Genomic DNA, 16,759 nt, shown 5'->3' with positions numbered 1-16,759 from the left:
CCACTCACAGTGAAGACGACGACGCCGTCCCGGAAGACCGCCAACCCGCGCCGCACCACGCTCGCGCACCTGAAGGACGCCACCGGGCTCGGTGCCGTGGGCGACCTCGTCCGCGAGCACGCCGTGGAGCTGCCGGCCGTCACCGCCAACCCGCGCCGCACCGTCCTCATGACCGCGCCCGTGACGGCCCCCCAGGGCTGACCCGCAGGCGGCGCACGGGCCGCCGGCGACCCCCGCGATAGCCTGGGGTGTCAGTCTCCGGCCGGACCAGATAGGGGCAAAAGCTTCCCGTGCGCATCGCCAGGTTCTCCATCGACGGCAACGTCGCCTTCGGCGTCGTGGAAGGGGACGCCTCCACAGAAGGCGGCCCCGTCCTCGACATCATCAAGGGCCACCCCTTCGCCGAGTTCGAGCGCTCGGGGCAGAAGATCCCGCTGAGCAAGGTGCGGCTGCTGCCGCCCGTCCTGCCCAACAAGGTCGTCGCCATCGGCCGCAACTACGCCGAGCACGCGGCCGAGCTGGGCAACGAGGTCCCGGACGCCCCCGTCGCGTTCTTCAAGCCCTCCACCGCGGTCATCGGCCCCGGCGACCCCATCGCGTACCCCTCCTTCTCCAGCGAGGTGCACCACGAGGCCGAGCTGGCCGTGGTCATCGGCCGCATGTGCCGTGAGGTCCCGCGCGAGCGCGTGAAGGACGTCATCCTCGGCTACACCTGCGCCAACGACATCACCGCGCGTGACGTCCAGGAGCGCGAGAAGCAGTGGGCCCGGGCCAAGGGCTTCGACACCTCCTGCCCGCTGGGCCCCTGGGTGGAGACCGAGCTGGACCCGAGCGACCTCGGGATCATGTGCACGGTCAACGGCCGGCAGCGCCAGCTGGGCCGCACGAGCGACATGGTCCGCTCCATCGAGGACCTGATCGTCCACATCACCGAGGCGATGACGCTGCTCCCCGGCGACGTCGTCCTCACCGGCACCCCGGCCGGGGTCGGACCCCTGAACGTCGGCGACGAGGTCGCCGTCACCATCGAAGGCATCGGCACTCTCACCAATAAGGTGATCAAGCGTGGCTAGCGCAACTCCCGTACGCGTCCGTTTCTGTCCCTCGCCGACCGGCAACCCCCACGTGGGTCTGGTCCGCACCGCCCTGTTCAACTGGGCGTTCGCCCGCCACCACGGCGGCACCCTGGTCTTCCGCATCGAGGACACCGACGCGGCGCGCGACTCGGAGGAGTCGTACCAGCAGCTGCTGGACTCGATGCGCTGGCTGGGCTTCGACTGGGACGAGGGCCCCGAGGTCGGCGGCCCGCACGCGCCGTACCGCCAGTCGCAGCGCATGGACATCTACCGTGACGTCGCCGGCAAGCTGCTCGACGGCGGCTACGCCTATCACTGCTACTGCACCACCGAGGAGCTCGACGCCCGCCGCGACGCCGCCCGCGCCGCCGGCAAGCCGTCCGGCTACGACGGCCAGTGCCGGGTGCTGACCCCCGAGCAGAAGGCGGCGTACGAGGCCGAGGGCCGCGCGTCGATCGTCCGCTTCCGGATGCCCGACGAGCCGATCACCTTCGACGACCTGGTCCGCGGCGAGCTGACCTTCACCCCGGAGAACGTGCCCGACTTCGGCATCGTCCGGGCCAACGGCGCGCCCCTCTACACGCTCGTCAACCCCGTCGACGACGCGCTGATGGAGATCACCCACGTGCTGCGCGGCGAGGACCTGCTGTCCTCCACGCCGCGCCAGATCGCCCTCTACCGGGCGCTCGCCGAGATCGGCGTCGGCAACGGCACCACGCCGCGGTTCGGCCACCTGCCGTACGTGATGGGCGAGGGCAACAAGAAGCTCTCCAAGCGCGACCCGCAGGCCTCCCTGAACCTCTACCGGGAGCGCGGTTTCCTCCCCGAGGGCCTGCTGAACTACCTCTCCCTGCTCGGCTGGTCCCTCTCGGCCGACCAGGACCTCTTCACGATGGACGAGATGGTCGCGGCGTTCGACATCAAGGACGTCAACGCCAACCCGGCGCGCTTCGACCTCAAGAAGTGCGAGTCGATCAACGGCGACCACATGCGCCGCATGGACGTGAAGGCGTTCATCGAGGCCTGTGGTCCCTGGCTCAAGGCCCCGTTCGCCCCCTGGGCGCCCGAGTCCTTCGACCAGGCGGTCTTCGAGGCCATCGCGCCGCACGCGCAGACCCGGCTGACGGTGCTCTCCGACATCACCGCCAACGTCGACTTCCTCTTCCTCGACGAGCCGGCCCACGACGAGGCGTCCTGGGCCAAGGCCATGAAGGAGGGCTCGGACGCGCTGCTGCGCACCGCCCGGGCCGGGCTGGAGGCCGCGGAGTGGAACGCCGAGGCCCTCAAGGCCGCCGTCCTCGCCGCCGGTGAGGAGCACGGTCTGAAGCTCGGCAAGGCCCAGGCCCCGGTCCGCGTCGCGGTCACGGGCCGCACGGTGGGTCTGCCGCTGTTCGAGTCGCTGGAGATCCTCGGCCGCGAGCGCACCCTGGCCCGTATCGACGCGGCCCTGGCGAAGCTCGCCGGCTGACCTCAGGGGGCCGCCCAGGCGGCCACAGCGCCCGTTCGCGGGCCCGGGGCCCGTTCCCGCGGTTGTTCGACCGCGGGGGCGGGCCCCCGGCGTGTGGCGGCCCGTGCGGCCGTGCGGATGCCCGGGCGGCCCCGCGTGAGGTGCCGTGCGGCGGCCGGCCCGGCCCCGGCGGGTTATCGGTTTTGGAGCCCCGTCCACCTTCGGGTAATGTTCTTCCTGCGCCGCCCGAGAGGGCCGAGAGGCCGGAGCGGACGGTGCGAGCCCGAGCAAGACCCTTTAACAGAGGTCGAGTTCTGGTGGGGTATGGTGTAATTGGCAGCACGAGGGTTTCTGGTTCCCTTAGTCTAGGTTCGAGTCCTGGTACCCCAGCCAAAGGAAATTCGATCGAATTTCTTTTGGTAAATTAGTAAGCGCAGTGCGAGCCCCCGTTGTGTAGCGGCCTAGCACGCCGCCCTCTCAAGGCGGTAGCGCCGGTTCGAATCCGGTCGGGGGTACAGATCCTGAATTCCGTCACCATCCGGGTCATGCCCGGAGGCGATGATGAATGGATCGCTAGGGCCCCCGTTGTGTAGCGGCCTAGCACGCCGCCCTCTCAAGGCGGTAGCGCCGGTTCGAATCCGGTCGGGGGTACTGGTATCACCATGGGATATGGTGTAATTGGCAGCACGAGGGTTTCTGGTTCCCTTAGTCTAGGTTCGAGTCCTGGTATCCCAGCGCAGACAGCTCTGCAAAACAAAGCTAGCCCCCGTTGTGTAGCGGCCTAGCACGCCGCCCTCTCAAGGCGGTAGCGCCGGTTCGAATCCGGTCGGGGGTACAAGAAGGAAAAATGCCTTTCGCGCGAGCGGAGGGCATTTTTTCGTGCGCCCTTCCGCACCGCCGGGCGCCGCCCCGATAATTCCCCGCATGGTCCATCCCCACGGCGGGCGCCGCCGGGTTTACGTCGGTGATCTCCGCCCCGGTGACCACGTGTGCCTCCTCTTCGACTCCGACGAGGAACGGGCCCGCGTCCTGGGCGGTTTCCTGCTCGGTGGCCTGGACGCCAAGGACAAGATCCTCTATCTCGCGGGCCAGGGCGGTCCGTCAGGCCACGAGGCCCTGCTCGCCGGCTGCCGGTTCCCCGCCGGGCCGCCGGACCTGGCCGGACAGCTGGAGATCGTGGGCCCGGCCGACCTCCCCTCGGTGCGGGGGGAGTTGGAGCCCACGGCCCTCCTCACCCGGCTCCGGGCCGCCGCCGACCGCGGCCGCCGCGAGGGCTACCGCGCCCTGCGGGTCGCGGCCGATCTGGGATCCCTGCTGCGCGACGCGCGCGACGTCCACCGCTTACTGCGGTACGAAGCCCTGCTGGCCGCGGAGTTCGCCGCCGACGAGGCCCTGGCCTTCTGCCAGTACGACCGCCGCCGCTGTGACCCCGCCGCGCTGGACGTCCTCGCCGCCGCCCATCCGGGGAGCGTCGAAGTGGATCCGCTCGTCCGCACGGCCGATCTGGTCGTGGTCCGCACCTTCAGCCCCCCGGGCCTGCGGATCGAGGGGGCGGTCGACGCCCGCTCGCACGGGCACCTCAGGGAGGCCCTGAGATCGGTCGCGGCCGTCAAGGGCGACGTCCGCCTGGAGATGTCCCGGGTGGAATTCCTGGACCTCGGCGGGCTGCGGCTGCTGATGACCTTCGCCCGGGCCCGCGCCGCCCGCCACCGCGCCGTCGAGCTGTCGGGACTGCTGCCCCACCTGCTGCGCGTCATCACCCTCATCGGCTGGGACCGGACCCCCGGCCTCCGGCTGGGGGCCGCGCATGCCTACTGACCACGCCGGCGCGACCGGCTTCGTCCACCACGCCTGCCTGTACGGGAGCGACGAGGAGTTCCTGGCCACGGCCCTGCCGTTCGTCCGGGACGGGCTGGCGGCCGGAGAACCCGTGCTGGCCGCGACGACACCCGCCAACATCGAGCTGCTCCAAGAGGCCCTCGGCGAGCGCGCGCACGGCCTGGACACCGCCGAGACCGCGTACTTCGGCCGTCGCCCCGTGGAGCGCGTCTCCGCCTTCCTGCGCTACCACCAACGCCGTGCCCGGCCCGGGCGGCGGACACGGATGCTCGCCGAGCCGGTGTGGGGCGGCAAGTCCGCCCGCCAGATCGCCGAGTGGAAGCGGATGGAATCCGGGCTCAACGTGCTGCTCGCCGAGCTGCCGGTCTGGATGATCTGCCCCTACGACACCCGGGCCGTGCCCGCCGACGTGGCCGCGGCCGCCTGCGTCACGCACCCGGTGCGGCGGGAGGGCGGACGGAACCGCCCCTGTGCCGGCTACACGGATCCGACGGCGTACGCGGCGGTGATCGGCCCGCCGCCCGAGAGGGCCCCGGCCACGGCCGCGCGGATGGCCCCGACGGCCGACGTCTCGTCTGTACGGCTCTTCGCCCGTGAGCGGGCGGCCGCGGCGGGCCTGACGGGCGAGCGGCTGGCCCTGGCCGAGTTCGCCGTCACCGAGGCGGCGGGCTATCTGCTGGCCGCCGACGGCGCCCGGGTCGCCCTGCGGGTCTGGGCGGAGCCGGGCGCGCTGGCCTGTGAACTGCTGCGCGGCGGCCCGCACGGTGAGCCGCCCGGCGCGGACGTCCCGGCCTTCGCCGGTTTCCTGCCGCCCGGCGAGGTAGCGGACCCCGAGGACGGCCTCTGGCTCGCGCGCACCCTCAGCGAGTGCCTGGAGGCGCGCACCGAGGGCCCGCACACCCGTCTCAGCCTGCGCCTGGCGGGCCCGCGGGACGCGGAGCACGGATGACCACGCGGGCGGTGCCTTCCCGCCGGCCGCCGGGGGGAGCCGGGCGGCCGTCCTTGCGGCGCCGGCTCAGCCGTTGCGGCGCAGGGCCTCGCTGAGGCGCAGGGCGGCGTCGATGACCGCCTGGGCGTGCATCCGGCCCGGGTGGCGGGTCAGCCGCTCGATGGGGCCGGAGACCGACACGGCGGCCACCACGCGGTTCGAGGGGCCGCGCACAGGGGCGGAGACCGAGGCGACGCCCGGCTCGCGCTCACCGATCGACTGGGCCCAGCCCCGGCGCCGGACGCCCGAGAGCGCGGTCGCCGTGAAACGGGCGCCCTGCAGACCGCGGTGCAGCCGCTCGGGCTCCTCCCAGGCCATGAGCACCTGGGCGGCTGAGCCCGCCTTCATCGGCAGGGTCGAGCCGACCGGCACGGTGTCCCGCAGTCCGGACAACCGCTCCGCGGCCGCCACACAGATCCGCATGTCGCCCTGGCGGCGGTAGAGCTGCGCGCTCTCGCCCGTCACGTCCCGCAGATGCGTGAGCACCGGCCCGGCCGTGGCCAGCAGACGGTCCTCGCCGGCCGCCGCCGCCAGCTCGCTGAGCCGGGGGCCCAGGATGAAACGGCCCTGCATGTCCCGCGCCACCATCCGGTGGTGCTCCAGCGCCACCGCGAGCCGGTGCGCGGTCGGTCGGGCGAGCCCGGTCGCCGCCACCAGCCCGGCCAGCGTCGCCGGGCCGGACTCCAGTGCGCTCAGCACCAGAGCCGCCTTGTCGAGAACGCCCACGCCACTCGAGGCGCCACCAGAGTTGTCCATGAAACGATATTCGCGTCTCACACTGTGAAACGCAAGTTCAATTTTCCGAGATTGGCGCCAACCTGGACGGACAGGACCCCACTGGCACACGAGTTGGGTCGGCAGCGACGCCGGCCGGAGGGACAGCGATGGGACGGACACTCGCGGAGAAGGTCTGGGACGACCACGTCGTCACGCGCGCCGAAGGCGAGCCGGACCTCCTCTTCATCGATCTGCACCTGCTGCACGAGGTCACCAGCCCGCAGGCCTTCGACGGGCTGCGCAAGGCCGGCCGCGGCGTGCGCCGCCTCGACCTGACCATCGCCACGGAGGACCACAACACCCCCACCCTCGACATCGACAAGCCCATCGCGGACCCGGTCTCCCGGGCCCAGCTGGAGACGCTGCGCAAGAACTGCGCGGAGTTCGGCGTGCGACTGCACCCGCTGGGCGACGTCGAGCAGGGTGTCGTCCACGTCGTGGGACCGCAGCTGGGACTGACCCAGCCCGGCACGACCGTCGTCTGCGGCGACAGCCACACCTCCACCCACGGCGCCTTCGGCGCGCTGGCGTTCGGCATCGGCACCAGCCAGGTCGAGCACGTGCTGGCCACCCAGACGCTGCCGCTCGCCCCCTTCAAGACCATGGCCGTCACCGTCGAGGGCGAACTGCCCGACGGCGTCTCCGCCAAGGACCTGATCCTCGCCGTCATCGCCCGGATCGGCACCGGCGGCGGCCAGGGCTACGTCATCGAGTACCGCGGCTCCGCCATCGAGAAGCTGTCGATGGAAGCCCGGATGACCGTCTGCAACATGTCCATCGAGGCGGGCGCCCGGGCCGGCATGATCGCCCCCGACGAGACCACCTTCGCCTACCTGGAAGGCCGGGCCCACGCCCCCCGGGGCGCGGACTGGGACGCCGCCGTCGCCTACTGGCGCACCCTGCGCACCGACGACGACGCGGTCTTCGACCACGAGGTGGTCATCGACGCCACCGAGCTGTCCCCGTTCGTCACCTGGGGCACCAACCCGGGCCAGGGCGCCCCGCTGTCCGCGGCCGTTCCCGACCCCGCCTCCTACCAGGACGCCTCCGAGCGGTTCGCCGCCGAAAAGGCCCTGGAATACATGGGGTTGACGGCCGGTCAGGCGCTCCGCGACATCCGGGTGGACACCGTTTTCGTCGGCTCGTGCACCAACGGACGGATCGAGGACCTGCGCTCCGTCGCCGACGTGATCGAGGGCCGGAAGGTCGCCGACGGCGTCCGGATGCTGGTCGTCCCCGGCTCGGTGCGCGTGGCGCTGCAGGCCGTCGAGGAGGGGCTGGACAAGGTGTTCACCGCCGCCGGCGCCGAGTGGCGGCACGCGGGCTGTTCGATGTGCCTGGGAATGAACCCTGACCAACTCGCGCCCGGCGAGAGGTCCGCGTCGACCTCCAACCGCAACTTCGAGGGCAGGCAGGGCAAGGGCGGCCGCACCCACCTGGTCTCGCCCCAGGTCGCCGCCGCCACCGCCGTACTGGGCCATCTGGCCTCCCCGGCGGATCTCACCGCCCCGTCCGACGTCACGACTCCCGTGGGGGCCTGAACAGTCATGGAAGCTTTCACCACGCACACCGGCCGGGCCGTCCCGCTGCGCCGCGGAAATGTCGACACCGACCAGATCATCCCGGCGCACTGGCTCAAGAAGGTGACCCGCGACGGTTTCGAGGACGGGCTTTTCGAGGCCTGGCGCAAAGACCCCGAGTTCGTACTGAACCGGCCCGAGCGCGCGGGTGCCACGGTGCTCGTCGCCGGCCCCGACTTCGGCACCGGCTCCTCCCGTGAGCACGCGGTGTGGGCGCTGCAGAACTACGGCTTCAAGGCCGTGATCTCCGCGCGCTTCGCCGACATCTTCCGCGGGAACTCGCTCAAGAACGGTCTGCTGACCGTCGTCCTGCCGCAGGAGACCGTCGACGCGCTCTGGGAGCTGACCGAAGCCGACCCCACGGCCGAGGTGACGGTGGACCTCGTCGCACGTGAGGTCCGGGCCGAGGGCATCACGGCTGGATTCGACCTTGACGAGAACGCTCGCTGGCGACTCCTGGAAGGGCTGGACGACATCAGCCTGACCCTCCGGCAAGAGGCCGACATCGCCGCCTACGAGGCCCGGAGGCCTTCGTACAAGCCGTCCACGGCCCGGATCTGACATCAATTTCGGGCCCGAACGGCCCAGGGCCCGAGCCCCGCGCGGACCCCGGATTTTCGCTGTTCCCCCAGGGTTTGACATGATGCGCCCCCTGTCTTCGGACAGGGGGCGCATCGCTCTGTTGAGGCCCTGTGAAGCGACAACTCGCCTCAGATGGCACAATCGGTGCATGGAACGCGACAGCCAACTCGAGCTCTACCGGCTCGTCGCCGACCAACTCAAGGAAGCGCACACAAGGGTGCGCGCACTGCAAGTCCCGGAGGGCGTACGGATGGCGCTGTCCCGGAAGCTGCTGGTCATCACGGCCGCGGCAAAGCACGATCTCTCAGGCGCGGCAAGGCGTCTGGACCGGCTGATGAACGACCTCGACGAAGGCCGTTTCCCCGAAGAGCCCGACCCCGACGGAACTCCGTGATGGTCGAGTTCGTTGCGGCACAAGGGTGATTAGACCGTTTCGTGTTTGATTTGCGGTATATATCTGCCTAACGTGCGAAAAGGCTGGAACGCATTCGTTCCAGCAATGTCTCCGAAGGGGAAGACGTGAACAAGGCGCAGCTCGTTGAAGCGATTGCCGACAAGCTCGGCGGCCGTCAGCAGGCCGCAGACGCTGTCGACGCGGTACTCGACGCGATCGTCCGTGCGGTGGTCTCCGGCGACCGGGTCTCGGTCACCGGCTTCGGCTCGTTCGAGAAGGTCGACCGTCCGGCCCGTTACGCCCGCAACCCGCAGACGGGTGAGCGCGTGCGGGTCAAGAAGACCTCGGTGCCCCGCTTCCGCGCGGGTCAGGGCTTCAAGGACCTGGTGAGCGGCTCGAAGAAGCTCCCGAAGAACGATGTCGCGGTGAAGAAGGCGCCCAAGGGCAGCCTTTCCGGTGGCGTCAAGACCACCACCAAGGCCGCGGCCAAGAAGGCCACCGCCAAGAAGGCCGCCGCGAAGAAGGCCACCACGGCCACCACCGCGAAGAAGACCGCGGCGAAGACCACGGCGAAGAAGACCACCACCGCGGCGACGGCCAAGAAGGCCACCACCGCGAAGAAGGCCACCGCCAAGAAGACGACGGCCACCGCCACCAAGGCCGCCGCCAAGAAGGCGACCCCGGCGAAGAAGGCCACCACGGCCGCCGCCAAGAAGACCACCACGGCGAAGAAGACCGCGCCCGCCAAGAAGGCCACGGCGACCAAGGCTCCGGCGCGCAAGACCACCGCGCGCAAGACCACCGCCAAGAAGACGGCCGCCAAGAAGAAGTAACGGCGACGCACGGCGTCACGCGCCGGGCCGGGCTCCCCTCGGGGAGCCCGGCCCGCGGTGTGTTCACGGCCGGGACGCGTGGGGACGGGATCCGTGGCCGCGCGCCGGGCCCCTCTCGGGTGCGGCGGAAGCTCCGGCTAGAAGGTCTGCAGCGTCACCAGCGTCACGCGCCGGCCCGCCGCGCCGCCCTCGGGGCCGCCGCCCGGCGCCTCGGCGAGTTCGATCCGCACGCGCTGCCCCGGCCGCAGCAGCCGCAGGCCGCCCGCGTCGAACGCCGCCGCGTCGAACGGCACCGGGGTACCGTCGTCCAGGAGCACGCTCCCGGCGCGGGTCAGAGGGTCGTAGGTGTACGCGGTGGCCTGCATGGTGCCCAGCGTAAGCCTGGCCGGCGGGTTCTTCGGGCTGGGGCCCGTCTTGTCCGCCGCTCGCCTGGCCGGCGGTTTCTTTGGCTGCGGGCCGTCTTGGCCGCCTTTCGCCTGGCCGGCGGTTTCTTCGGCTGCGGCCCGTCTTGCCGCCTGCGGCGGCTCAGCGCCCTGCGGGCGCGTCCTCAATCGCCGGACGGGCTCGATGGGGCTGAGCCGAGCGCTACGCGAGGCCGACCGCCGGGTCGGAGGTCGTCGCGGCGGTCGTGTGCGGGCCCACGCCCAATGCCAGAGCCACCCGCAAATCCTGCTCGGTATCGACGTCCTGGCGTACGGAATCGACCCCGGTCAGCTCGATCTCCCGGGCTCCCGAAGCGCGGTGGCGGGCACGCGACCGGCCCTCGAACGCCGGCGCCAATTCATTTCCCGCGGTCGCCGACAGCAGCGTCGTGCCGATTCCCGCGGCATCCGCGAGAAATGCGCGCGGGAATTCCGCGGCCGAATCGAGCACCCGCCCGAGTTCCGCCGGGCGCAGCGCCGGCAGATCCGCGTTGAGCGTCGCCAGCCCGGTATGCGGCCACCGTTTCCGGGCCGTGCGCGCCCCATGGGTGAGGGCCCCGTTCAGGCCACCGTCCCCCGCCGGCTCGGGCAGCACCCAGGCGCCGAGCGCGGACAGCTCCGCCCCCGCCCGGCGATCGTCCGTGACGACCACCACATCCCGCACGGCCCGGCAGGTCAGCGCGGCGCCCACGGTGTCCAGGGCGAACGCCAGCGCGAGGGCGGGCCGGGGCAGCCGCCCGGCACCCCTGCCGAGGCGGCTCTTGGCCAGGGCCAGCGGCTTCACGGGCACCACCAGCGTCCAGAGCACGTCCGATCCCTCCCGTCGCATGACTCTTATTGTCACCCGCTGCCGCAGCCCGCCGGGTACCGCCGGGGTTACGGTGTTCTCGACAGACCGGGTACCTGGGGCCACACTTGTCCGGCCCCCGGGCTCGACGAGGCTCCCCGAGCCCGGCTCCAGGTCCCAAAGAGAAGGGTGTCCGAGTGTCCCGCCACAGAATCGGCTTCTGGTACCGCTTTACGGCGGTGTTGGCAAAACCGCCGCTCGTGGTTCTGTTCAAGCGGGACTGGAGGGGAATGGAGCACATTCCCGCTGACGGCGGATTCATCACCGCGGTCAACCACAACTCCTATCTCGACCCGCTCTCGTACGCCCACTTCCAGTACAACACCGGGCGCGTCCCCCGCTTCCTCGCCAAGGCCGCCCTGTTCAAGACCACCTTCGTCGGAACGTTGCTGCACGGCACCGGGCAGATCCCCGTCTACCGGGAGACCACCGACGCCGCCACCGCCTTCCGGGCCGCCGTCGACGCCATCAACAGGGGCGAGTGCGTGGCCTTCTACCCCGAGGGCACCCTCACCCGCGATCCCGACATGTGGCCCATGGAGGGCAAGACCGGGGCCGCCCGCGTCGCCATGCTCACCAAGGCCCCGGTCATCCCGGTCGCCCAGTGGGGCGCCAACGAGGCCATGCCGCCGTACGCCAAGGAGAAGAAGCTGCGGCTCTTCCCCCGTAAGACGCTCAAGGTCCTGGCGGGCCCGCCCGTCGACCTCTCCGCGTACTACGGCAAGGAACCGACCGCCGAGGTGCTGCGCGAGGTCACCGAGAAGATCATGGCCGCGATCACCGAACTCCTCGCCGAACTCCGCGGCGAGCCGGCGCCCGCCGAGCCGTACAACCACAAGCGGGCCCGCGCCGCGGCCCGCCGGATCTCACAGCAGACACAAGGGGACAGCAAGTGACGCGCTGCGCCGTCTACGGCACCGGCTCCTGGGGCACGGCCTTCGCGATGGTCCTCGCCGACGCGGGCTGCGAGGTGACCATGTGGGGCCGGCGCGCCGCCCTCGTGGACGCCGTCAACACCGGCCGCACCAACCCCGACTACCTCCCCGGCGTCGAACTGCCCGCCTCGGTCCGGGCCACCACCGACGCCGCCGAGGCGGCCGACGGAGCCCGGTTCACGGTGCTGGCCGTGCCGTCCCAGACGCTGCGCGGCAATCTCGCCGAGTGGGCGCCCCTGCTGCCCGCCGACACCGTGCTCGTCTCCCTGATGAAGGGCGTCGAACTGGGCACGGCCAAGCGGATGAGCGAGGTGATCGAGGAGGTCGCCAAGGTCTCCGCCGATCAGGTCGCCGTCCTCACCGGCCCCAACCTCGCCCGGGAGATCGCCGCCCGGCAGCCCGCCGCGGCCGTCGTCGCCTGCCGGGCGGAGTCCGTGGCCAAGCGGCTCCAGGCCGCCTGCCACACCCCCTACTTCCGCCCGTACACCAACACCGACGTGGTCGGCTGCGAGCTCGGCGGCGCCGTTAAGAACGTCATCGCCCTCGCCGTGGGCATCGCGGACGGCATGGGTCTGGGCGACAACGCCAAGGCATCGCTCATCACCCGCGGACTGGCCGAGACGACCCGGCTGGGCCTCGCGATGGGTGCCGACGCGCACACCTTCGCCGGACTGGCCGGCATGGGCGATCTCGTCGCCACGTGTTCCTCGCCGCTCTCGCGCAACCACACCTTCGGCACCAACCTGGGCCGCGGCATGACCCTCGCCGAGACCATCGCGGTCACCAAGCAGACCGCCGAGGGCGTCAAGTCCTGTGAATCCGTGCTGGATCTGGCGCGGCGCCACGATGTCGACATGCCGATCACCGAGACGGTCGTGGACATCGTGCACGAGGGCAAGCCGCCGCTGGTGGCGCTCAAGGAGCTCATGTCGCGCAGCGCCAAGCCCGAGCGACACTGAAGCGCTGGACCGCGCCCGGCGGACCACGAGGTACTCTCGACGCGATATGAGCAGCGAGACCTCCTCCCACAGCCCTGACCCGAGCCGGAAGCCGCGTGTCGCGGTCGTGTTCGGCGGTCGCAGTTCCGAGCACGCGATCTCCGTCGTCACCGCCGGCGCCGTGCTGCGCGCGATCGACCGCACGAAGTACGACGTGCTGCCGATCGGCATTACCACCGACGGCCGTTGGGCGCTCACCGCCGACGACCCCGAGCGGATGGCCATCACCGACCGCGCGCTGCCGAGCGTGGAGGGGCTGGCCCAGTCCCTCGACGGCACCGTGGTGCTGCCGGTCGACCCCGCCGACCGCGAGGTCGTCTACACCGAGCCGGGCGCCATGCCCAAGGCCCTGGGCGAGGTCGACGTCGTCTTCCCCGTGCTGCACGGCCCCTACGGCGAGGACGGCACCCTGCAGGGCATGCTGGAGCTGGCCCAGATCCCCTACGTCGGAGCGGGCGTGCTCGCCTCGGCCGTGGGCCAGGACAAGGAGTACATGAAGCGCGTCTTCACCTCCTTCGGACTGCCCGTCGGCCCCTACGAGGTCATCAGGCCCCGTGAGTGGGTGGCCGACCCGGCCGCCGCCCGGAAGAAGATCGTGGACTTCGCCGGGGAGCACGGCTGGCCCGTCTTCATCAAGCCCGCCCGCGCCGGCTCCTCCATGGGCATCACCAAGGTCGACGACGCCGCCGGTCTGGACGAGGCGATCACCGAGGCCCGGCGCCACGACCCGAAGATCATCGTCGAGTCGCTGCTGAGCGGCCGCGAGATCGAGTGTGGCGTGCTGGAATTCGAGGACGGGCCCCGCGCGAGCCTGCCCGCCGAGATCCCCCCGGTCACCGCCCACGACTTCTACGACTTCGAGGCCAAGTACATCGACTCGGCCGCCGGCATCGTGCCCGCGCCGCTGAGCGAGGAGCAGACCGCCCGGATCCAGGAGCTGGCCGTCCTGGCCTTCGAGGCCACCTCCTGCGAGGGCCTGGTCCGCGCGGACTTCTTCCTCACCGAGGACGGCGAGTTCGTGATCAACGAGGTCAACACCATGCCGGGCTTCACGCCCATCTCCATGTACCCGCGGATGTGGCAGGAGAGCGGCGTCGGCTACCAGGAGCTGGTGGACCGGCTCATCCAGGCGGCGCTGCGCCGCTCGACCGGCCTGCGCTGACCACGCGCGAAGCGGGCCGGCCGCGAGACGGCCGGCCCGCCCGGGCGCTTGACGGGGTCAGACGACGCCCTCGGGAATCGTCTTCTTGACCGCGTCGGCGAGATCGGTGAGCGCACTGACGTCACCGGTGTCGCCCACGTACTTCTTCGGCAGGGTGACCTCCACCCACGCCGTCCGCAGCGTCGTCGTGCAGCGGATGCCGCCGTCCGGCTGCCGCTCCGGCAGCCACCCGACGCCGTCGATCTCCACCGAGTCCGCGGTGGGGTTGTAGTGTTCGGAGCCGGGCGTAAGGATCTTGGGGCGGCCCACCCCGCACCGCAGCGCGATCGCGGGCGTGCCCCACACGGCCGTGAAGTCCGAGACGGGGTCGGTGGCACGCCGCTTCTCCCCGTTCACGGCCTCGGGCAGTTCCTCGTGCAGGGCCCGGCAGAGCTTGGCCTCCCGCGCCGACGGCGTGGGAACCGCCAGGCCCGCCGCGTCGTCCGTGGATGAACAGCCAACGGCCGCGCACAGCACGGCGACAGCGGACAGGCCGAGGGGCCGGCGAAGCGATGAGTTCACCGGCCGAGCATACGGGGGAGCTACAGATGGACGACCGGGCAGGTCAGTGTGCGGGTGATGCCGTCCACCTGCTGCACCTTCGCGACCACCATCCGGCCGAGTTCGTCCACGGTGTCGGCCTGGGCGCGCACGATGACGTCGTAGGGTCCGGTCACGTCCTCGGCCTGGATCACCCCCGGGATCTTCGCGATGACTTCGGCCACGGTCGACGCTTTGCCGACCTCGGTCTGGATCAGGATGTACGCCTGTACCACGGAACCTCCAGGGCGGCTTCGAGGATCATGTGGGGAGAAGAGACGCCACGGTACCGCGTCGTCGCACGGTGCGGGGAGACCCGCGCGGCCTGCGCGGCGCGGGACACGTCACGAACAGGGCAACCGACACTCCGAGGAGGAGCTCAGTGAAAGGCACCGTGGGCGAGTTGGGGGAGTTCGGGCTCATCAGAGAGCTGACCTCCCGGCTCACCACCACCCCGGCGGTCCGACTCGGGCCGGGTGACGATGCCGCGGTGGTCGCAGCTCCCGACCGCAGGGTCGTGGCCAGCACGGACGTACTCCTGGAGGGGCGGCACTTCCGCCGCGACTGGTCCACCGCCTACGACGTCGGGCGCAAGGCCGCGGCGCAGAACCTCGCCGACATCGCCGCCATGGGCGCGGTGCCCACCGCGATCCTGCTCGGCCTCGTCGTGCCCGCCGAGCTTCCCGTCACCTGGCCGACCGAGCTGATGGACGGCATCCGCGACGAGTGCCAGGTCGCGGGCGCGGCCGTGGTCGGCGGAGACGTGGTGCGGGGCGAGACGATCACCGTCGCCATCACGGCCCTGGGCGATCTGCGCAATCACGAGCCGGTCACCCGGTCCGGCGCCCAGGCGGGCGACGTGGTCGCGGTCACGGGCTGGCTGGGCTGGTCCGCGGCCGGGCACGCGGTGCTCTCCCGCGGCTTCCGCTCCCCGCGTGCCTTCGTCGAGGCCCACCGGCGGCCCGAACCGCCCTACCACGCAGGTCCCGCGGCGGCCTCCCTCGGCGCCACCGCGATGACCGACATCAGCGACGGCCTGATCGCCGACCTCGGGCACATCGCCGAGGCCAGCAAGGTCCGTATCGATCTGCGCACGGCCGCGATCGACGTCCCCACCCAGATGTCCGACATCGGGCAGGCCGTCGGCGTCGACCCGTTGCAGTGGGTGCTGACCGGGGGAGAGGACCACGCGATCGTGGCGACCTTCCCGCCGGACGTGAAGCTGCCCGCGCGCTGGAAGGTGATCGGCGAGGTGGTCAATCCCTCCGCCCTGCCGCAGGTGACCGTCGACGGCGCCCCGTGGGACAAGGCCGGCGGCTGGGACCACTTCGGTGACATGGAGCCCGAGGAGTAAGGGGGCCCGAGGAGCGGCGGGAGGGCCTGTAGATTCGGCCCCATGGGCATACCTCCACGCGTCCTGACCGTCGCCGGCTCCGACTCCGGCGGCGGTGCGGGCATCCAGGCCGACCTGAAGACGATGCTCGCGCTCGGCGTGCACGGCATGAGCGTGCTCACCGCCGTCACCGCCCAGAACTCCCGGGGCGTCCAGGGAGCGTGGGAGCTGCCGGCCGAGGCCGTACGCGCCCAGTTCCGCAGCGTGGTCGACGACATCGGCGTCCAGGCCGTCAAGACCGGCATGCTCGCCTCCGTGGAACTGGTGGAGACCGTGGCGGGGCTGCTCGCCGAGGCGGCCGCCCGCTTCGACGCCCCCGTGGTCGTCGACCCGGTGGGCGTCTCCAAGCACGGCGACGCACTGCTCGCCGCCTCCGCGCTCGACGCGGTCCGCACCAGGCTGCTGCCGGTCGCCACGGTCGCCACCCCCAATCTGGACGAGGTCGCCTGGCTCACCGGCGTCCATGTGCGCACCGAGACCGATCTGCGGCGGGCGGCGGACGCCGTGCTCTCCTACGGCCCGCGCTGGGCGCTGATCAAGGGTGGTCATCTGCCGGGCGACGCCGTCGACCTGCTCACCGACGGCACCGAGGAACACTGGCTGCGGGCCGTGCGCCATGACAACCGCCACACCCACGGCACCGGCTGCACGCTGGCGAGCGCCATCGCGGCACACCTGGCACGGGGCCGCTCGGTGCCGGAGGCGGTGGCGGAGGCCAAGGACTACGTCACCGGTGCCATCGCGGCCGGCTTTCCGCTCGGCGCCGGGATCGGACCGGTGGACCACGGGTGGCGTTTCCGTGCCTGAGCCACCCCGTGCGGGGCCCGCACGGGAGCCTCCCCCGCACGGAAAAGTCCCGGACATGCGAAAAACCGGCCCATCGTGAGATGGACCGGTTTTCCAGGCA

At 71.4% G+C, this 16,759-nt stretch carries 19 protein-coding genes and 5 tRNA genes; 19 read left to right on the top strand and 5 right to left on the bottom strand.

Annotated features, from left to right (window positions below):
• Nucleotides 1-9: 9 nt before the first annotated feature.
• The 10 genes from ACZ6MA_RS16335 (at nucleotide 10) to ACZ6MA_RS16290 (ending at nucleotide 5,311) form a co-directional block, all read left to right on the top strand.
• Nucleotides 10-201 carry a hypothetical protein gene (locus ACZ6MA_RS16335; protein WP_469434315.1) on the top strand — a complete coding sequence of 64 codons (192 nt, stop codon included), beginning with the start codon at nucleotides 10-12 and terminating at the stop codon, nucleotides 199-201.
• An 89-nt stretch (nucleotides 202-290) separates the two neighbouring features.
• Nucleotides 291-1,073 (top strand): fumarylacetoacetate hydrolase family protein, encoded by a 783-nt coding sequence (locus ACZ6MA_RS16330; protein WP_469434314.1) that lies wholly within the window; start codon nucleotides 291-293, stop codon nucleotides 1,071-1,073.
• On the top strand, nucleotides 1,066-2,544 hold the full coding sequence (gene gltX, locus ACZ6MA_RS16325) for a glutamate--tRNA ligase (RefSeq protein ID WP_469434312.1): 1,479 nt from the start codon (nucleotides 1,066-1,068) through the stop codon (nucleotides 2,542-2,544). The genes ACZ6MA_RS16330 and gltX overlap by 8 nt, the downstream gene beginning before the upstream one ends.
• A 297-nt stretch (nucleotides 2,545-2,841) precedes the next feature.
• A tRNA-Gln gene (locus tag ACZ6MA_RS16320) sits at nucleotides 2,842-2,916 on the top strand.
• A 49-nt stretch (nucleotides 2,917-2,965) separates the two neighbouring features.
• Nucleotides 2,966-3,038: transfer RNA gene (locus ACZ6MA_RS16315), tRNA-Glu, on the top strand.
• Nucleotides 3,039-3,101: 63 nt separating this feature from the next.
• A tRNA-Glu gene (locus ACZ6MA_RS16310) sits at nucleotides 3,102-3,174 on the top strand.
• Nucleotides 3,175-3,186: 12 nt separating this feature from the next.
• Nucleotides 3,187-3,258: transfer RNA gene (locus ACZ6MA_RS16305), tRNA-Gln, on the top strand.
• A 27-nt stretch (nucleotides 3,259-3,285) separates the two neighbouring features.
• Nucleotides 3,286-3,358 (top strand) — tRNA-Glu (locus ACZ6MA_RS16300).
• Nucleotides 3,359-3,447: 89 nt separating this feature from the next.
• Nucleotides 3,448-4,341 carry an MEDS domain-containing protein gene (locus tag ACZ6MA_RS16295; RefSeq protein WP_469434311.1) on the top strand — a complete coding sequence of 298 codons (894 nt, stop codon included), beginning with the start codon at nucleotides 3,448-3,450 and terminating at the stop codon, nucleotides 4,339-4,341.
• The gene (locus tag ACZ6MA_RS16290) at nucleotides 4,331-5,311 is read left to right on the top strand and encodes an anti-sigma factor RsbA family regulatory protein (protein WP_469434310.1); all 981 of its coding nucleotides are present in this window, start codon (nucleotides 4,331-4,333) and stop codon (nucleotides 5,309-5,311) included. The genes ACZ6MA_RS16295 and ACZ6MA_RS16290 overlap by 11 nt, the downstream gene beginning before the upstream one ends.
• Before the next feature lie 66 nt (nucleotides 5,312-5,377).
• On the opposite strand, the gene ndgR is transcribed toward ACZ6MA_RS16290, so the two are convergent.
• The gene (gene ndgR, locus ACZ6MA_RS16285) at nucleotides 5,378-6,106 is read right to left on the bottom strand and encodes an IclR family transcriptional regulator NdgR (protein WP_130880103.1); all 729 of its coding nucleotides are present in this window, start codon (nucleotides 6,104-6,106) and stop codon (nucleotides 5,378-5,380) included.
• Nucleotides 6,107-6,234: 128 nt separating this feature from the next.
• Here ndgR and leuC point away from each other — a divergent pair, with 128 nt between their 5' ends.
• The 4 genes from leuC (at nucleotide 6,235) to ACZ6MA_RS16265 (ending at nucleotide 9,516) form a co-directional block, all read left to right on the top strand.
• A complete protein-coding gene (gene leuC, locus ACZ6MA_RS16280; protein WP_469434308.1) occupies nucleotides 6,235-7,668 on the top strand; it encodes a 3-isopropylmalate dehydratase large subunit in 1,434 nt (477 codons plus the stop codon).
• 6 nt (nucleotides 7,669-7,674) lie between these two features.
• Nucleotides 7,675-8,268 carry a 3-isopropylmalate dehydratase small subunit gene (leuD, locus tag ACZ6MA_RS16275; protein WP_469434307.1) on the top strand — a complete coding sequence of 198 codons (594 nt, stop codon included), beginning with the start codon at nucleotides 7,675-7,677 and terminating at the stop codon, nucleotides 8,266-8,268.
• Between the two features lie 169 nt (nucleotides 8,269-8,437).
• Nucleotides 8,438-8,683, top strand: a complete 246-nt coding sequence (locus ACZ6MA_RS16270; protein WP_130880106.1) for an SCO5555 family protein — start codon at nucleotides 8,438-8,440, stop codon at nucleotides 8,681-8,683.
• A gap of 125 nt (nucleotides 8,684-8,808) precedes the next feature.
• The gene (locus ACZ6MA_RS16265) at nucleotides 8,809-9,516 is read left to right on the top strand and encodes an HU family DNA-binding protein (RefSeq protein WP_469434306.1); all 708 of its coding nucleotides are present in this window, start codon (nucleotides 8,809-8,811) and stop codon (nucleotides 9,514-9,516) included.
• A 137-nt stretch (nucleotides 9,517-9,653) separates the two neighbouring features.
• Here the strand turns inward: ACZ6MA_RS16265 and ACZ6MA_RS16260 are convergent, their stop codons facing one another.
• Both ACZ6MA_RS16260 and cofC read right to left on the bottom strand, forming a co-directional pair.
• Nucleotides 9,654-9,881: a hypothetical protein gene (locus ACZ6MA_RS16260; RefSeq protein WP_469434305.1), complete on the bottom strand. Its 228-nt coding sequence runs from the start codon at nucleotides 9,879-9,881 to the stop codon at nucleotides 9,654-9,656.
• A gap of 220 nt (nucleotides 9,882-10,101) precedes the next feature.
• Nucleotides 10,102-10,767 carry a 2-phospho-L-lactate guanylyltransferase gene (gene cofC / locus ACZ6MA_RS16255; RefSeq protein WP_469434304.1) on the bottom strand — a complete coding sequence of 222 codons (666 nt, stop codon included), beginning with the start codon at nucleotides 10,765-10,767 and terminating at the stop codon, nucleotides 10,102-10,104.
• Between the two features lie 155 nt (nucleotides 10,768-10,922).
• Between cofC and ACZ6MA_RS16250 the strand changes: the two genes are divergently transcribed.
• From ACZ6MA_RS16250 to ACZ6MA_RS16240, 3 genes are read left to right on the top strand one after another with little or no spacing between them, the layout of a single operon-like run.
• Nucleotides 10,923-11,681, top strand: a complete 759-nt coding sequence (locus tag ACZ6MA_RS16250) for a lysophospholipid acyltransferase family protein (protein ID WP_469434303.1) — start codon at nucleotides 10,923-10,925, stop codon at nucleotides 11,679-11,681.
• Nucleotides 11,678-12,679 (top strand): NAD(P)H-dependent glycerol-3-phosphate dehydrogenase, encoded by a 1,002-nt coding sequence (locus ACZ6MA_RS16245; protein WP_469434302.1) that lies wholly within the window; start codon nucleotides 11,678-11,680, stop codon nucleotides 12,677-12,679. The genes ACZ6MA_RS16250 and ACZ6MA_RS16245 overlap by 4 nt, the downstream gene beginning before the upstream one ends.
• 46 nt (nucleotides 12,680-12,725) lie before the next feature.
• Nucleotides 12,726-13,880 (top strand): D-alanine--D-alanine ligase family protein, encoded by a 1,155-nt coding sequence (locus tag ACZ6MA_RS16240; RefSeq protein ID WP_469434301.1) that lies wholly within the window; start codon nucleotides 12,726-12,728, stop codon nucleotides 13,878-13,880.
• Nucleotides 13,881-13,937: 57 nt separating this feature from the next.
• Here ACZ6MA_RS16240 and ACZ6MA_RS16235 read toward each other — a convergent pair whose 3' ends face one another.
• Nucleotides 13,938-14,441, bottom strand: a complete 504-nt coding sequence (locus ACZ6MA_RS16235) for a DUF3515 domain-containing protein (RefSeq protein ID WP_469434299.1) — start codon at nucleotides 14,439-14,441, stop codon at nucleotides 13,938-13,940.
• 20 nt (nucleotides 14,442-14,461) lie between these two features.
• Nucleotides 14,462-14,695 carry an Lrp/AsnC family transcriptional regulator gene (locus ACZ6MA_RS16230; RefSeq protein ID WP_130880113.1) on the bottom strand — a complete coding sequence of 78 codons (234 nt, stop codon included), beginning with the start codon at nucleotides 14,693-14,695 and terminating at the stop codon, nucleotides 14,462-14,464.
• A gap of 146 nt (nucleotides 14,696-14,841) precedes the next feature.
• Here ACZ6MA_RS16230 and ACZ6MA_RS16225 point away from each other — a divergent pair, with 146 nt between their 5' ends.
• Nucleotides 14,842-15,813: a thiamine-phosphate kinase gene (locus tag ACZ6MA_RS16225; RefSeq protein WP_130880114.1), complete on the top strand. Its 972-nt coding sequence runs from the start codon at nucleotides 14,842-14,844 to the stop codon at nucleotides 15,811-15,813.
• Between the two features lie 42 nt (nucleotides 15,814-15,855).
• On the top strand, nucleotides 15,856-16,659 hold the full coding sequence (gene thiD, locus ACZ6MA_RS16220) for a bifunctional hydroxymethylpyrimidine kinase/phosphomethylpyrimidine kinase (protein ID WP_469434298.1): 804 nt from the start codon (nucleotides 15,856-15,858) through the stop codon (nucleotides 16,657-16,659).
• Nucleotides 16,660-16,759 lie beyond the last annotated feature (100 nt).

The sequence above is a fragment of the Streptomyces sp. NPDC042259 genome (assembly GCF_055582085.1).
The sequence above is the reverse complement of the archived record's forward strand: the minus strand, read 5'-3'. Positions and strand labels throughout refer to the sequence as shown.

Excerpts from the sequence above, each read along its gene's own strand:
- ACZ6MA_RS16295 (WP_469434311.1), top strand. The coding sequence starts at position 3,448 with ATGGTCCATCCCCACGGCGGGCGCCGCCGGGTTTACGTCGGTGATCTC.
- ACZ6MA_RS16290 (WP_469434310.1), top strand. The coding sequence starts at position 4,331 with ATGCCTACTGACCACGCCGGCGCGACCGGCTTCGTCCACCACGCCTGC.
- ndgR (WP_130880103.1), bottom strand. The coding sequence starts at position 6,106 with ATGGACAACTCTGGTGGCGCCTCGAGTGGCGTGGGCGTTCTCGACAAG.
- leuC (WP_469434308.1), top strand. The coding sequence starts at position 6,235 with ATGGGACGGACACTCGCGGAGAAGGTCTGGGACGACCACGTCGTCACG.
- leuD (WP_469434307.1), top strand. The coding sequence starts at position 7,675 with ATGGAAGCTTTCACCACGCACACCGGCCGGGCCGTCCCGCTGCGCCGC.
- ACZ6MA_RS16270 (WP_130880106.1), top strand. The coding sequence starts at position 8,438 with ATGGAACGCGACAGCCAACTCGAGCTCTACCGGCTCGTCGCCGACCAA.
- ACZ6MA_RS16260 (WP_469434305.1), bottom strand. The coding sequence starts at position 9,881 with ATGCAGGCCACCGCGTACACCTACGACCCTCTGACCCGCGCCGGGAGC.
- cofC (WP_469434304.1), bottom strand. The coding sequence starts at position 10,767 with ATGCGACGGGAGGGATCGGACGTGCTCTGGACGCTGGTGGTGCCCGTG.
- ACZ6MA_RS16240 (WP_469434301.1), top strand. The coding sequence starts at position 12,726 with ATGAGCAGCGAGACCTCCTCCCACAGCCCTGACCCGAGCCGGAAGCCG.
- thiD (WP_469434298.1), top strand. The coding sequence starts at position 15,856 with ATGGGCATACCTCCACGCGTCCTGACCGTCGCCGGCTCCGACTCCGGC.